The following is a 15,417-nucleotide window of genomic DNA, read 5'->3' as shown; positions in this document are numbered from 1 at the left end:
GTATCGAGTTCTGATGTGCTCAATCAATAACTTAATCTTATTCGGTGGCTGACGTGTAAACGGGTACACCGCGTAGATCCCCAACTTTTTCCCCACTAAATCTGGAAAAATATCAACTAACTGCCCATTACGAATGTCGTGATACACCAGACATCTAGGCACATACGCCACACCATGCCCACCAAGGGCAGCTTTACGCAGCGCTGTTGCATTGTCGGTAGAAAATGTCCCCGATACACGCACAATATAGTCACCGCCTCGTTTGCCACTCTGCCCCGCTTCGATGAACTGCCACTCACTTGCTCCTGTTGTCTGATAAGCATACTGCAAGCAATTATGAGCAATAAGGTCTTTAGGCTGTAAAGGCTTACCATTCTTCGCGATGTAGGAAGGCGAAGCACAGACAACCCATTGAGAATCTAATATATGACGAGCTATCAGGCTCGAATCTTCTAAGTAACCCGTTCGTATCACTAAATCAAAACCATCTTCGACTAAATCCACAAAGCGATTATCAAGTGACATATCGACCGTTAAACCTGGGTGCATATTACAAAACTCAGCCACTGCGTCTGCAAGGATCAAATCGCCCGAGATAGTCGGCACTGACATTTTGATGTGGCCACTGACATTCTCACCAAAGCCTGAAACAGCGTCCATAGCCTCTTGAGCTGCCAGCTTCACATTTTTGGCGCTGTGTAAGATCGCTTTACCAGCCTCGGTGAGCGTTAATTTACGCGTCGTTCGATATAATAACTGGGCACCAATCTCTTCTTCTAGCCTCGCAATCCTTTTGCTAACTACCGAATTTGTAAGGTTATTTTGCTCAGCCACTTTGCTGAACGTTCCCAATTCTACGACCTGTGAAAACAGGATTAAATCGTCTGCACGCATCTTATTATGTCAATTTTGGAATTAATTATTTTCATTATTTCCCTATATCAATAAAAAAGAAAGGGGTAAATTCACGCCAAATTAACAAAACCATTACAACTACAGCTATTACAACAACAAAAACTAATAACGTGTTGTTCACTTCAAACAAGAATGTTTGAACTAAAGTACGAGGAAGTACCCATGAGTGAAACTCTACTAGCACTATTGGCCTTTTCGCCGATAGTTATCGCAGCCATCCTTTTAGTTGGCTTGAACTGGCCAGCTAAAAAAGCCATGCCTGTTGCCTTTGCACTGACGGTCGCCATTGCACTTACCGCTTGGGATATGTCTGGTACACGTGTACTCGCATCTATTTTCCAAGGCTTTGGAATTACAGTGTCTGTTCTCTGGATCGTGTTTGGCGCTATCTTTTTATTAAACACTTTAAAACACACCGGAGCTATCACCACCATTCGTAACGGGTTCACTGATATTTCATCAGACCGTCGCGTACAAGCGATTATCATTGCATGGTGTTTTGGCTCTTTCATCGAAGGCGCTTCTGGATTTGGTACTCCTGCTGCTATCGCGGCACCTTTACTAGTAGCCATAGGCTTCCCTGCACTCGCAGCAGTGTTGATGGGCATGATGATCCAATCAACACCAGTATCTTTTGGTGCAGTGGGCACTCCAATCATTGTGGGTGTTAATAAAGGGTTAGATACACACAACCTAGGTGAAGCCCTGATCGCTAATGGATCAACCTGGGATGCTTACTTACAACAGATCACTTCAAGTGTTGCTCTGATTCATGCCTGTGTGGGTCTAATGATGCCGGTATTGATGGCGATGATGCTGACTCGCTTTTTCGGAAAAAACAAAAGCTGGACTGAGGGTTTAGACATCCTGCCATTCGCTCTATTTGCTGGCGCAGCTTTTACTGTCCCATACGCATTAACAGGTGTATTTCTTGGCGCTGAATTCCCATCATTGATTGGTGGCTTAATCGGGCTAGCCATTGTCGTAACAGCAGCAAAAAATGGTTTCTTAGTTCCGAAGTCGAAATGGGATTTCGAAGCCGAAGACAAGTGGCCAGCAGAATGGTTAGGTTCACTAAAGATCGACCTAGACGAATCTAACTCAGGCAAAAAAATGAGTATGGCACTTGCTTGGACACCATATGTTTTGCTCGCTGTAACGCTAGTCGCAAGTCGCGTAAGCCCAGAATTTAAAGGACTACTTAAAAGCGTAAGTCTATCTTTTTCCAACATCCTTGGCGAAACGGGCGTTAGCACTGCCATTCAGCCTCTTTATCTTCCAGGTGGCATCTTGGTGTTTGTTGCTCTCATTGCCGTTATTCTTCAATCTCGTAGTGTCACACCTCTGACAAAAGCATTGGGCGAATCAAGCAAAACCTTAATTGGTGCAGGCTTTGTGCTCGTGTTCACTATCCCTATGGTGCGCATTTTTATTAACTCTGGTGTGAATGGTGCCGACCTAGCAAGTATGCCTGTAACCACAGCAAACTTTGCGGCCGATTTAGTTGGCGGTGCGTTTCCTGCGTTAAGTGCAACCGTGGGCGCTTTAGGAGCCTTCATTGCAGGTTCTAACACTGTTTCTAATATGATGTTTAGCCAATTCCAATTCGAAGTCGCCCAAACATTAACGATTTCAAGCGCGGTAGTCGTAGCATTACAGGCTGTAGGTGCTGCTGCAGGTAACATGATCGCAATTCACAATGTTGTTGCCGCTTCTGCGACGGTAGGTTTACTTGGCAGAGAAGGTGCAACCCTACGTAAAACAGTGATCCCTACATTCTACTATCTTGTAATGACCGGCATTATCGGGCTTGTCGTCATCTACGGGTTTAATGTAACTGACGCACTAATGCGTTAATTCAGACAAGTAGACAGAACTTGGCGTTGATACCTATTCCCCGACACCTCGCTAAAGTAGCTGAACATATTCAAACAGACGTCATCTTCAACGTCTCCCCATGAATGGTTCGTTTATTGATGCAACTTACGGGTATTAACGCCACTTTATTTTTCGAATCTGGATTGCGTAATAGAAGTAGCACCAGAATATCGAGCAGGTAAGTGACCCATTTTAGGACTGACATTATGATTATTTCCGCCTCTACCGATTATCGCGCAGCAGCAAAATCGAAGCTGCCTCCTTTTCTTTTTCACTACATTGATGGCGGTTCCTACGGTGAACATACGTTGCGACGTAATACGGAAGACCTGGCGGAAATTGCTCTAAAACAACGTGTCCTAAATGACATGTCTGAACTCAACCTCGAAACTGAACTGTTTGGTGAAAAGTTAGCAATGCCTATCGCTTTGGCCCCTGTAGGTTTAACAGGAATGTACGCGAGACGTGGCGAAGTTCAAGCAGCAAAAGCGGCAGCTAACAAAGGGATCCCTTTTACCATGTCGACGGTATCAGTTTGCCCAATAGAAGAAGTAGCACCTGCGATAGAAAGACCAATGTGGTTTCAGCTCTACGTTCTAAAAGRTCGTGGGTTCATGAAAAATGTACTGGAGCGTGCGAAAACTGCCGGTGTGACAACACTTGTCTTCACGGTTGATATGCCCGTTCCGGGAGCTCGCTATCGTGACATGCACTCAGGAATGAGTGGCCCAAATGCAGCAATGCGTCGAGTATTTCAGTCGATGCGACACCCAAGTTGGGCTGTTGATGTGGGGCTGCTAGGTAAACCTCATGACCTCGGTAATATCTCTACCTATCGAGGCTCACCGACAAAACTAGAAGACTACATCGGATGGCTAGGAGATAACTTTGACCCTTCAATCTCATGGAAAGACTTAGAGTGGATTAGAGATTTTTGGGATGGCCCAATGGTCATAAAAGGCATTTTAGACGAAGAAGACGCCAAAGATGCCGTAAGGTTTGGGGCAGACGGCATTGTCGTTTCCAACCACGGTGGTCGCCAACTTGATGGTGTCCTTTCTAGTGCTAAAGCACTGCCTGCCATTGCTGATTCGGTGAAAGGAGAGACAAAAATACTGGTGGATTCTGGTATTCGAACAGGACTCGATGTTGTACGCATGATGGCGATGGGAGCAGACTGCACCCTGCTAGGCCGCTCATTCGTATACGCTCTCGCAGCCCAGGGTCAAAAAGGCGTCGAAAATCTGCTCGATTTATATGACAAAGAAATGCGCGTTGCCATGACACTAACTGGCGCAAAAACAATTCAAGACCTGTCTCGCGACTCACTGGTTGGGCTGAGTTAAGCAAAATCGTAAATTAGGCAAAGGTGATTGGTATAAGCCTTTAGTCTRCTTAAATCGAATTCGAATCGGTGTCACAACATTTCTCCAGCGGTTGTGACACCGTTAAAGCACTGGAACTAAAAAGAAAAAACAATACCAGTGCATAAGCACAAGGAAGCAGAGATGACCCAAACGATATCAAGTGAATCACATCAGCCAAACCCTAATAAGCAAGACAGATATCAGGCTCTGGAATCAAAACTCACAAGCAGAATCGACCCGAAGCGTATCATCACTCAACCTGCAAAAAGGTTAGCTTATGGTACCGACGCCAGCTTTTATCGCTTAGTACCGCAAATGGTTCTGCGCTTGAAAAGCCTAGATGAAGTCGTTTTTACGATACAAGCTTGTCGCGAACTAAACATACATTTTACTTTTAGAGCCGCTGGCACTAGCCTTTCTGGACAAGCCGTTTCCGATTCAGTTTTGATCACTTTGACCGATGACTGGCGTGGTCATGAAATTGTCGACAACGGTCATAAAATCATATTGCAGCCAGGTGTAATTGGAGCTGATGCCAATAAGTACCTAGCACCATTCCAACGAAAAATTGGCCCAGATCCAGCTTCTATTAACACATGTAAAATTGGCGGAATCGCAGCTAACAATGCTAGTGGCATGTGTTGCGGAACAGCACAAAACTCTTATCGAACCGTCGAAAGTATGAAAATAGTGTTAAGTGATGGCAGCATATTAGACACAGCCAATCACGACAGCATTGAGCAATTCAAGCAAACTCATTCCACGCTATATTCAGGCATCAAAACACTCTGCCAGCAAACCGCTGATAACCAGGAACTCACAGAWCGCATTCACCATAAATACCGCCTAAAAAACACCACGGGCTATGCACTTAACGCACTCGTTGACTACCAAGACCCTATCGATGTAATCCAGCATTTAATGATAGGTTCAGAAGGGACTTTAGGCTTTATTGCAGAGATCACTTATAACACCGTGATAGAACACCCAAACAAAGCTTCCACTCTGCTAGTGTTTTCCGATATCGAACAAGCAAGCCAAGCCGTAACCACGCTTTCCCACACTCCAGTTGCTGCCGTCGAGTTAATGGACGGTCGAGCACTTCGTTCTGTTGCTGACAACGCAGGGATGCCAGCATTCATGCCGAGCCTAAACCTGGAAGCTGCTGCTATTTTAGTAGAATCACACGCAAGCTCCCAGCAAGACTTAGATTTACAATGTAAATCTATAATGGATGCTCTTGTCGATTACACTATTTTAGAATCTGTTCCTTTCACATCCGATACTCATACCGTAGCAACCCTATGGGGTATTCGAAAAGGTATGTTCCCAGCCGTAGGAGCCGTGCGAGAAGTCGGAACTACAGTCATCATTGAAGATGTAGCTTTTCCGGTCGAAAACCTCGCCAATGGTATTAGAGAACTTCAAGAACTCTTCGATAAGTACAACTACAGCGAAGCCATCATTTTTGGTCATGCGTTAGAAGGCAACCTGCACTTTGTATTCACTCAAGGGTTCGACAGCCAAAAGGAAATCGACCGCTACGGTGGGTTCATGGACGACGTGGCTGAACTTGTCGCGGTAAAATACCAAGGTTCGCTAAAGGCAGAACATGGTACAGGCCGTAACATGGCTCCTTATGTCGAGCTTGAATGGGGCAAAGATGGTTACGCTCTCATGCAACAAATCAAAACTCTGTTTGACCCAGAAAACTTGCTGAACCCAGGCGTTATTATTAACGATGATCCAAACTCACACATCACCAACCTGAAACCTATGCCCGCGGCAGATGAACTTGTTGACCGATGCATTGAATGCGGCTTCTGCGAACCTGTTTGTCCATCTCGAACCTTAACCTTATCTCCACGCCAACGTATTGTTCTGTATCGCGAGCTACAACGCCGTCGTGCTGCGGGTGAAGAGATAGAAGCAAGTGAATTAGAGAAGATATTTGAATACCAAGGTATTGATACCTGTGCTGCTACTGGGTTGTGTGCGGAGCGTTGTCCGGTCGGAATCAACACTGGCGATCTCGTGAAGAAGCTTCGTATTGCCAAATATGAAAAATTCACCCCAATAGCAAAATGGACAGCTGACCACTTCTCGACCACCACCAAACTGACTAAAGCTGGTCTCAAGACCAATCAGCTAGCAAGCAAGGTGCTCGGCGCCAATACCGTAGGCAAATTAACGAACGGCCTACGCGCGATGACCAAAGGTGCAACACCAGTGTGGCTGCCTGAAATGCCTCAATCAAACAGTCACCCACTAAGTTCTTCCTCAGAAGAACCAAATAACCATAAGAAAGTCGTGTACCAGCCTTCGTGTGCGAGTCGAACTATGGGACAGCAAAGTGATGCAAGTGACCAACGCCCGTTAACTGAAGTCACTATGTCTTTATTAGAAAAAGCAGGATTCGAGGTCATTTTACCTAAAAGTTTGGATGACCAATGTTGCGGTATGCCTTATGACAGTAAAGGAATGACCGACCTTGCACAATCTAAAACTCAACAACTAGAAGCGGTGTTATGGCAAGCTAGTCGACAAGGCGAGTACCCTATTCTTATGGATACGAGTCCCTGCGCTAAGCGCAGCATTGAGCAATTTACAAAGCCATTAAAGGTCATGGAGCCCACTGGGTTTGTAGAACAATATTTACTTGAGCATTTAACTATTAAGCCTATTCAAGAGACCGTGATGTTACACATTACATGCAGCTCACGGAGAATGGGGCTTGAAAACACCATGCTAAACATTGCTAAAGCTTGTACGGAACAGGTCATCGCTCCAGAACATATTCAATGTTGTGGTTGGGCGGGTGATAAAGGGTTTACTACACCGGAACTCAACGCAGCGGCAGTCCACCCATTAAAAGAGCAAGTACCAAGTGATTGTCAGCGAGGCTTTAGCAACAGCAGAACCTGCGAAATAGGTTTATCGCACCACAGTGGTATCCCTTACCAATCAATTTTGTACTTAGTTGACGAAGTGACGAATTAACAATCGACCTAAAACAAAAATAGCGACTCTCAGTGGTCGCTATTTTTTCTATTAATTCTGCGATTTAGTTAAATATCACAACGTTGATAGCTCTACTAAATCGTCCTGTGAGTAGCTTTCAGCTTCGACTCCTTTAGCAATCAGATCAATAACCTGAATGCCGTGCATCTCACCATACTCTTTCTTTAAATAGTCTTTAAACGCTTGTTCATTTTTCCACTTACCTCGAACGACATAACCTTCTTCGATATTTAGATCCTCCGTTTCCAAAACAGAAAAATCCGTCATACCAATATTATGGCAATACAAAACAAGATACATCGCGTGTCCTTATATGAAGCAACTGAACTAAATTTTCACAATCATAAATCAAGCGCCTCGCTGTCGCTATACTAAATCGAACTATAATGAGCCGCTTTACATCAAACCCTATAAATTCAAATTAATAGCTACACATCATTTCGTTTATCATCACATATTGCAGCCTATCCCATACGTAGAGCTGACCTCTCGCAGGAAATCCATATTATTTATACTGTTATATATCCTTAGTTTTGGTTGGTTTTTGTCCCTAACCACCTTAGTTATACTGCGCTTGATTTTAATAGCCCAAATCGTCATCGCCATAACAAAAGCAATAGACGAAGGCATCGCTCTGGATTTACGTTCCAGCTCGCAGAAGGAAAAACCATGTCTCAATATGTTGTATGTGCTCTGTATAAATTCGTCGCACTTAATGATTATCAAGAAATCCGCCAACCGTTAACTGACCTGTTAGAAGCCAACAATATTCGCGGTACTTTGCTACTGGCAAGTGAAGGTATCAACGGTACAGTTGCAGGTAAGCGTGACTCTATCGATGCTTTACTGGAATGGTTCAAGCAAGACCCTCGCCTAGCCGATGTGGTTTACAAGGAATCATTCAACTCAGAACAGCCGTTCAATCGCACTAAAGTAAAACTGAAAAAAGAAATCGTCACCATGGGTGTTGAAGGCATCGACCCGCGTCATGTCGTTGGTACGTATGTTAAACCTGACGAATGGAACGCATTGATTTCAGACCCAGAAGTACTACTGGTCGATACACGTAACGACTACGAAGTTGATATTGGCACTTTCAAAAATGCGGTAAACCCGAATACTGAAACGTTCCGTGAGTTTCCACAGTACGTAGAAGAGAACTTAGACCCTAAGAAACACAAAAAAGTCGCTATGTTCTGTACTGGTGGCATTCGTTGTGAAAAATCAACAGCTTACATGAAAGAACAAGGGTTCGATGAAGTTTACCATCTAGAAGGCGGCATTCTTAAGTACTTGGAAGAAGTGCCAGAAGAAGAGAGCATGTGGGAAGGCGACTGCTACGTGTTTGACGGACGTGTTGCGGTAAACCACCAGCTAGAGAAAAGTGGCTACGATGTCTGTAACGCATGTCGACTGCCGATCACAGATGAAGACAAACAATCTGAACATTTTGAAAAAGGCGTAAGCTGTCCGAAGTGTGTTGATAAGCATAGCGAAGAACAAAAAGCCCGTTTCCGTGAACGTGAGAAGCAAGTACAGCTATCTAATACACGTGGAGAAACTCACGTAGGTGGTGCAGCAGCTCAACTAATAGAGCAACGTAAAAAAGAGAAACTGGCATTAAAAGAGCAGCAACGTTCAGGTAAAAAATAACGCTGTTTTTTATAGCCTCTAAATAGAAAAAGGACACTTATTTGTGTCCTTTTTCATTAGCTAGTCATAGGTATTCGATCACAAACTCTTATTCGTCGAGTCGTCCCACATCACTTCGCATTGCTCTTTGACCGCCGCATTTAATAGCTCGACCAACGGAAACGCTCTATTTGAGATATTCACAGGAGCAGCGATGTAATCATCCTCTTCTTCGTCATCATCCTCTTCAGGTTCGACCAACGCTTGCTTTTCTAACGCTATCGCCGCGCGTAATCGATTCAATGCTTCTGGAACATCTTCAGAAGATATCGCACCAGGAATAGTGCCACTGTGCCCAAGCATCTTAATGAGTTGAAGTCCTATATCACCAAACATGGTGACATTTGAATGCGCCTTACAACGGAATGTAATCAACATTGTGAATCCTCTTTATCACTATATTTGAGATTTCCAAAATATGAGCTTACTTAATAGCATGTACGCTCTTGATATCCAAATGCTTCAGCAATGACGGATACCCCCAACCATTTTCGCCAACAACAACTTCTTCACCCGTTAAATATTCAAATAATGTTGGCGCTAAAGAACCGTTAGCTTCAATCAGAAGTGGTGTTGGAGTATGACCTATAGGTGCTCCCCAAAAACCGAGAAACGCGTCTTTTTCAAGATAGTCTTCCCCTGCATGTCGCCCAGGAACTTTTGTGTTAAACCCAATCCCAGTTTGAGGGAATAAGTTCACCGTTCCCGCTCGCGATTCCAGATAAAGATTAGCCAGTTGATTTACCGAATCAAGCCTAGGGGTCAACTGTGTCAGTTGTTTCCACTCAGCGCTGACACACCAAGACTCAACATTAGATTTGTTCGATTTGTTTAAACACTTATCAACCAACTTTGAATAATCTTCAAACGCTTTTTCGGTTGGTGCCGATAAGTACGGATTAAGCTGCTGAACATTCAACAACACTGGCTTTTTAGCCGTATCTACAGACTCGTAAAACAATCTATCGCCTTTACGTGTAATTAACTCATCGACTCTTTGCTCGTCTCTATTTCCAATCACGCGCACAACGCATTCGTTTGAATCACACTGACTTTCTCTTACCACCAAATAGTCTAAAGATTCAGGTAAACGCGTCACGATCTGATCTATCACATCGATCTTTTCACCTCTTGGCGCTGCAAGTGGTGTCCAATTGGTCAATTCTTGATACACAGGTTGAACGCTCCAACCACCCGCTGAGTTGAAGAAGTCCATCATAAAATTACCACCAGCCGTGGATGCCACAACGACATCGACCGCTTTCAAGCTCGGGTAACTCAATGCATTGGTGATCTTTGGCCCTTCACCTTCATCTGATGATATTTTGGTCACAACAATAGGATATTCGACTTCACGCTGTAAGTTTTCGAACACTTCCTTTTCAGGGTTCAATGAATAGAACACAGGGGCTAACCCATGATCTCCAGCCATTCCCCAAAGCGTTTTATCGTAAATCCCCGCATCTCGATAGGTCTTATCAACCTGAGTAAGCCAGTAGTCCAAACGATTAAGTTCGCCAGTTGGCATCAAGATTTCGTCACTAAAAGGGCCTGTAAAATGAGCAAAATGGTCAGGCCATGGGTTATAAATCAAGGTGTAATCTGGCATCCCTAACCCATCTTGCTCGGCATACAAGCTGATTGCTTGTTCTACTTGTGCTTTCTTCGCGATCTTAGTAAAAAAATCAAAACCAGAGATCAACTGATAAGACTCAATATCCGTAATTAAGTCTGCTCGCTGTTGTTGAAGCTCGACCTCTACTTGCGCTCGTTGCTCCAACTCTTTGATACAACGTTTTTCACCGTAATCTCGTAGTGACTCCCCTAACCCTAAGTTAACCAAGCCATCGTAAGTCGTATGTGCATTCCAATCATATTGAGCATTACAGTTCAGCGTTTTAAGATAATCTAAACGATCAAACATAGTTTGAACTTGGTTATCCGCCATTAATACATCGAGTTGTAAAGCATCATTACCAAAGAAGTAATAGGCTCGGTCAATCTCACGGTCGATGAAGTGGAAGTTTGGAATACCGGTTCCTCCCTCTCCAGCAACTTTAGCGCCCGTCTTGATAATCGGCAGATTTCGTACACTAATCGTCGGTGTAGATGAAACTCCAACCCGGCTGATCGTGTCTTTATGATCTTGATACAAGCGTTTTAAAAACGGTAGATAATGAGGGTCTTTATAAGTCTGCTCAGCCAATATCTCAATAAACCGCACTTGCTGTTCGTGCTGTGGTTCAATAACAGCTTCTTGCTTAGGCTTATAAGTGTGTCTTTGCTGGTGTTGATTAAATACTGTGGAGATAAAAGGCGATGACTCATCAACCAAGCCTTCAATTAGACCTTGCTGTAAGCCATCGACTGTCACTTGTACAGCAAACCTTTTGTTCTGCTGTGAGCGTAAAAATTCAATCAATGTATCAGGAGCATCATCAAAAGCTTGTTGCATCCACTGGTTAAGAGCGACTTGTCGCTCCTCTTTAAATACAAATTGACGGTAAGCTTTTAATAAATTCATACGTACAAAATCAATCAATGTGATCGTTAACGCCTGCGCTTTATTGTTCGACTTCGTGGCATTTTCAGGTAAGCCATCACTTGCTATAACCGTCAAAGCTGCCTTCATATCCCCATCTTCCATTCCACCTATCGCTTTATTGATAAGCCCTACGACGATGGGTTGTATTTGATTAATTATCGCCAGATCTTCTGCGCTGTCTGTCAAGTAAGAGTAGGTGTCGGGTAAGTTCTCCATATCCTGCCAAACGCCAATCTCAAACAGCGCATCATAAATGATCACCATATTGGCAATAAACTGATCATCAATTTCAATACCTTCATGATGCCCTGTTGATTCTGATGTATCAGGGGCACTTTGCTCTAACGGCTTATCACCATATTGATACAGACTATGTTCAAAGCCTTTTAGAACTTGTTCATCGTAGACTGTCATTAGGTATTCTTTAAAAACGTCTTCACTACCAAGCCCGCTATAGCGATCATAATAACTATATAAAAAGTAACCGAGAGGAATGGCGTAAGTAGGGTTCGATAACTGACCAATGACGCGAGCCTTGGTTTTGGCATCTAGGGGAAGAGTTAGAATATAGGCATCTAATGTAACGCCTGCAATGGTAAAAACAGCGGCATCTCGCGCTAACGTCGTTGAATATGATAAAGAAGATAGCACGTGATTTTTTAGTACTTGTCCCGAGCTAAAAACCCCTCCAACAATAGGTGTTGCAGACAATTCAGAACGTCCGTCCTCTGCACTCGCTGTCGTAGTTACAAATACAGAGCAGATAGACGTTGTCAGTAACAAACGCCCAATATTTCCTGAAATCTTCTTAGAACATATACTCATAATTCAACTTTATTTATAAATTTTAGTTATTGTTTCAGGTTCTTCGTATTAGTCAATATAGTGCCGTTCTCTCCGTAACTACTAAAAACCATTCAGAATTCCCCAGCGTCAATATTTACACGCTAAATATGAAATAAATTACGCATCAGACTGTTGTATACATATGAAACCGTGAACACTCTCACAACAATATGGTTGTGATATGCATTCAAATAACTACATTTATCCTAGACTTAAACCATTCTGGGCAAGTCATTGAAAGAAATTAGCTCAGAGAAATCGCATAGACCGAAAGTACGTTGTTTAAGTGTAGAGCGTCTTTAGCGTACAAAAATAAGCTTAAAGAGCTGGAACGAATACAAAGCACTTTCACAAGGACGACTAAGTATAATGATAAATTTGGCTGGAAGACATTTGGAGGACATGGCTGATATAAGAGCGACCCGCAGGCATAAAGTCGTATGCTTGTGCTCATTAACTGCATGTGGATTATTCATTTTCTATGCAGTTTCCTATGCCCTAGCAAATGAAATACTCCTCACGACGTTTTCCAGCACTTTTGCTGCTATTACATTAGGCATCTACATCTATATTAAGGTCGGAAGAAAGCCGACAGGCACCGACTTAATGCTGAGTGCATTACTGCTAACACAAGGGGTGATTCTGTTTCTTTACAGCGGAGCCATTCCTAACGCCGTTTTATGGTTATACCCCTTGCTCGCTACGGTGATTTTCATCAACGAGTTTAAAATTGGCCTGATCCTGAGCTCAGCATTTTGTTTACTATTAAGTACTATCCTGCTTTCAACGAGTATTCCTTTACTTCATTCCATTGAATCTCCTTCCAATTTTTTACTCAGTCTTTTGGGTATGGCGGTCGTTTGTCATGCCTCGTCTTATTACTATTCAAAAGTCTTAAGTTACATCCAGAGCCTGTATCAAGAAGGAATAGAAGATCTAGCCTACATGGATCAACTAACTGGCTTAGCCAACCGTTGGAGCTTTGAACATTGGGCAGCTAAAAAGTTAGATTCTGTCACATCGGATACCCATATAACGGCGTTAGTCTTCTTAGATATCGATAACTTTAAATCAATAAACGACAACTATGGGCATGATGTAGGGGACAGAGTGTTACAGCATTTTGCTAAACGACTAAAAAACAATATTCGAACCAAAGACAGAAAAACGCAGAAACATGATTATTCCGTGGCACGTTTTGCCGGAGATGAGTTTGTACTCATGCTTTACGATGTAAGGTCACAAAGCGACCTAGATAACATTCTCGAACGTATCTGCAAATTGTTCGACAATGACTATCAAAACCAAGAAAGGATCAATGAGCTGACTCTGAGCGTCGGTGTGGCTCTTTACCCTCAAGATGCGACCGAACTACCAGAATTAACTCGCTGCGCAGACAAGGCGATGTATCAAGCCAAACACTCAGGTAAAAACCGTTATGCTTACTATCATGATAGTCCTGCCCAGGTACCTATCAAACAATTCTCGTCGTTAACAGAGTCTCTTTCGGAATACAGTAATGTGACTCAAATATCCAAAAATCGCTAACGGCTAGCAGTTGAAGGTTTAGGGCTTAAAACACAGTATCGCTTCGCAGAAATATCTGAGCTGGAATACAGCCCTAGATAAAGCACCGAGGTGCCCTACGCTCTTCTGCTTAGTCACTGGTCATATACATAACCCATAAGCTAAACAAGCAAACCACGATAAGCCATACAGCTTGACGAACTTTATTCTGCTTAGGGGTTTTCGGTCTCACAATAGGCTTAAATGCCGCTTCTTTTGCTGAACGCACAAAACCATAGCCCAAATCTTCTTTGCGCTGTCTTCGTTGTACGGCGTCGTTAGCGACTTCTGTGAATCGGTGTCTTTGATCGTTGGTAAAGTCGTCTTCAAAACCGATTCGGCCGTGTCTGTCTTGATGTTTAGGTTGTACTGCCAAAACTGCCTCCTCATGAATAGACCATATCTATATTCTAATTATAGACAAATATCCTTTCAGTATAGTCATTCAGAATAATTGACGAAGTCCCTCAAACTATTGCAGTCATCATATCGGCATCGATTGGATAGACTACTTGTATTCCCGTAGAGGGTTCCAGAATAAGAGGGACAAATTATGACTAACCTAAGAACTGTACAGCGCATTATTGCCTCTCATGCAACATCGGATGGTGATGGTGTAAAAATCAGCCGTGTCGCTGGGTTCAATAATGCAAATTTCTCGCCATTTCTGATGATCGATGAACTCAAGTCAGATGAAAAGAGTGATTATGTTGGAGGATTTCCACCTCATCCTCACCGTGGAATCGAAACTCTGACCTATATGATGCAAGGACACTTTCAACACAAAGATCATATGGGAAATGTCGGTGAGTTACGCAGCGGCGGCGCACAGTGGATGGCAGCAGGACGTGGCGTGATTCATAGTGAAATGCCAATGATGGAAGAAGAACAATTGCATGGTTTCCAAATATGGATAAACCAGCCAGCAGCAGACAAAATGAAGCCCGCTCAATATCATGACTTTCAAAGTGAAACGATAACTGAATTTGAACAAGAAGGTTCGGGCTTATTACGCCTAATAGCTGGCTCTACAACTGTTTTAGGTAAGAGCCTGAAAGGGCCACTTGATAAAACAGGCGTACCACTTAGTGTTGCAGATTGGCGTGCTAAACAAGGGGACACTATCAGCTTAGAGACAGCTTCTCACCATAACGCAATGGTTTATGTGTATCGTGGCTCGGTGAAAGTTGATGGTAAGTCGATTGATGAAGGTCAGCTAGCATTATTAAGCAAAGCGGAGCAACTTGCGCTTTCAAGTGAGGCACAAAGTGGCGTGCTTATCTTCTCTGGTGAGCCTATTGATGAACCAGTTGTTCACTACGGTCCATTTGTCATGAACTCAATGGAAGAAATTGAGCAAACAATTAATGATTACAACAGCGGAGTCTTTGAAACTTATTAAGAAGCGGAAAAGGGATTCAATTTGGTTCTTAAATTGAGAAGCAGAATCTAACAAGTAATTGGTATTTTTCACTGCCTGATTGATATTAACTTGTATTGCCACGCTATCTAAGCGTGGCTTTTTTATTCATTGATTTATGGGCTAATCAAAACGATCTTACAAATACTCACATAGTACTCACATAG

At 43.2% G+C, this 15,417-nt stretch carries 11 protein-coding genes; 6 read left to right on the top strand and 5 right to left on the bottom strand.

Going from position 1 to position 15,417, the window contains the following annotated elements; genetic code table 11:
• Positions 1–894, bottom strand: an 894-nt coding sequence (locus L4C33_RS12705; RefSeq protein WP_428812797.1) for a LysR family transcriptional regulator, incomplete at its 3' end; no start/stop codon positions are given.
• A 183-nt stretch (positions 895–1,077) separates the two neighbouring features.
• Between L4C33_RS12705 and L4C33_RS12700 the strand changes: the two genes are divergently transcribed.
• The 3 genes from L4C33_RS12700 (at position 1,078) to L4C33_RS12690 (ending at position 7,160) form a co-directional block, all read left to right on the top strand.
• Positions 1,078–2,772, top strand: a complete 1,695-nt coding sequence (locus L4C33_RS12700; protein ID WP_428812796.1) for an L-lactate permease — start codon at positions 1,078–1,080, stop codon at positions 2,770–2,772.
• A 227-nt stretch (positions 2,773–2,999) separates the two neighbouring features.
• Complete coding sequence (lldD, locus tag L4C33_RS12695) at positions 3,000–4,139, top strand: FMN-dependent L-lactate dehydrogenase LldD (RefSeq protein ID WP_428812795.1); 1,140 nt, start codon at positions 3,000–3,002, stop codon at positions 4,137–4,139.
• A gap of 162 nt (positions 4,140–4,301) precedes the next feature.
• Positions 4,302–7,160: an FAD-binding and (Fe-S)-binding domain-containing protein gene (locus tag L4C33_RS12690; RefSeq protein WP_428812794.1), complete on the top strand. Its 2,859-nt coding sequence runs from the start codon at positions 4,302–4,304 to the stop codon at positions 7,158–7,160.
• A gap of 75 nt (positions 7,161–7,235) precedes the next feature.
• Here the strand turns inward: L4C33_RS12690 and L4C33_RS12685 are convergent, their stop codons facing one another.
• Positions 7,236–7,481: a hypothetical protein gene (locus tag L4C33_RS12685; protein WP_428812793.1), complete on the bottom strand. Its 246-nt coding sequence runs from the start codon at positions 7,479–7,481 to the stop codon at positions 7,236–7,238.
• 369 nt (positions 7,482–7,850) lie between these two features.
• Here L4C33_RS12685 and trhO point away from each other — a divergent pair, with 369 nt between their 5' ends.
• Entirely contained in the window at positions 7,851–8,834 is a 984-nt protein-coding gene (trhO, locus tag L4C33_RS12680; protein ID WP_428812792.1) for an oxygen-dependent tRNA uridine(34) hydroxylase TrhO, read from the top strand.
• A gap of 78 nt (positions 8,835–8,912) precedes the next feature.
• Here trhO and L4C33_RS12675 read toward each other — a convergent pair whose 3' ends face one another.
• Positions 8,913–9,251, bottom strand: coding sequence for a DUF1840 domain-containing protein (locus L4C33_RS12675; RefSeq protein WP_428812791.1), 339 nt, complete (start codon positions 9,249–9,251; stop codon positions 8,913–8,915).
• Between the two features lie 46 nt (positions 9,252–9,297).
• Positions 9,298–12,243, bottom strand: a complete 2,946-nt coding sequence (locus L4C33_RS12670) for an alkaline phosphatase family protein (protein WP_428812790.1) — start codon at positions 12,241–12,243, stop codon at positions 9,298–9,300.
• A gap of 423 nt (positions 12,244–12,666) precedes the next feature.
• On the opposite strand from L4C33_RS12670, the gene L4C33_RS12665 reads away from it, so the two are divergent.
• Positions 12,667–13,812, top strand: coding sequence for a GGDEF domain-containing protein (locus tag L4C33_RS12665; RefSeq protein WP_428812789.1), 1,146 nt, complete (start codon positions 12,667–12,669; stop codon positions 13,810–13,812).
• Positions 13,813–13,921: 109 nt separating this feature from the next.
• On the opposite strand, the gene L4C33_RS12660 is transcribed toward L4C33_RS12665, so the two are convergent.
• Positions 13,922–14,206 carry a hypothetical protein gene (locus tag L4C33_RS12660; RefSeq protein ID WP_428812788.1) on the bottom strand — a complete coding sequence of 95 codons (285 nt, stop codon included), beginning with the start codon at positions 14,204–14,206 and terminating at the stop codon, positions 13,922–13,924.
• 177 nt (positions 14,207–14,383) lie between these two features.
• Here L4C33_RS12660 and L4C33_RS12655 point away from each other — a divergent pair, with 177 nt between their 5' ends.
• Entirely contained in the window at positions 14,384–15,232 is an 849-nt protein-coding gene (locus L4C33_RS12655; RefSeq protein ID WP_428812787.1) for a pirin family protein, read from the top strand.
• Positions 15,233–15,417 lie beyond the last annotated feature (185 nt).

Origin of the sequence: Vibrio makurazakiensis (assembly GCF_050337375.1) — a bacterium.
GTDB classification, from domain to species: domain Bacteria; phylum Pseudomonadota; class Gammaproteobacteria; order Enterobacterales; family Vibrionaceae; genus Vibrio; species Vibrio makurazakiensis.
Note: the sequence above shows the minus strand (reverse complement) of the source record. Positions and strands in the feature narration are given on the sequence as shown.

Coding starts and splice junctions, on each gene's coding strand:
- L4C33_RS12665 (WP_428812789.1), top strand. CDS start 12,667: ATGGCTGATATAAGAGCGACCCGCAGGCATAAAGTCGTATGCTTGTGC.
- L4C33_RS12685 (WP_428812793.1), bottom strand. CDS start 7,481: ATGTATCTTGTTTTGTATTGCCATAATATTGGTATGACGGATTTTTCT.
- L4C33_RS12675 (WP_428812791.1), bottom strand. CDS start 9,251: ATGTTGATTACATTCCGTTGTAAGGCGCATTCAAATGTCACCATGTTT.
- L4C33_RS12700 (WP_428812796.1), top strand. CDS start 1,078: ATGAGTGAAACTCTACTAGCACTATTGGCCTTTTCGCCGATAGTTATC.
- L4C33_RS12670 (WP_428812790.1), bottom strand. CDS start 12,243: ATGAGTATATGTTCTAAGAAGATTTCAGGAAATATTGGGCGTTTGTTA.
- L4C33_RS12655 (WP_428812787.1), top strand. CDS start 14,384: ATGACTAACCTAAGAACTGTACAGCGCATTATTGCCTCTCATGCAACA.
- trhO (WP_428812792.1), top strand. CDS start 7,851: ATGTCTCAATATGTTGTATGTGCTCTGTATAAATTCGTCGCACTTAAT.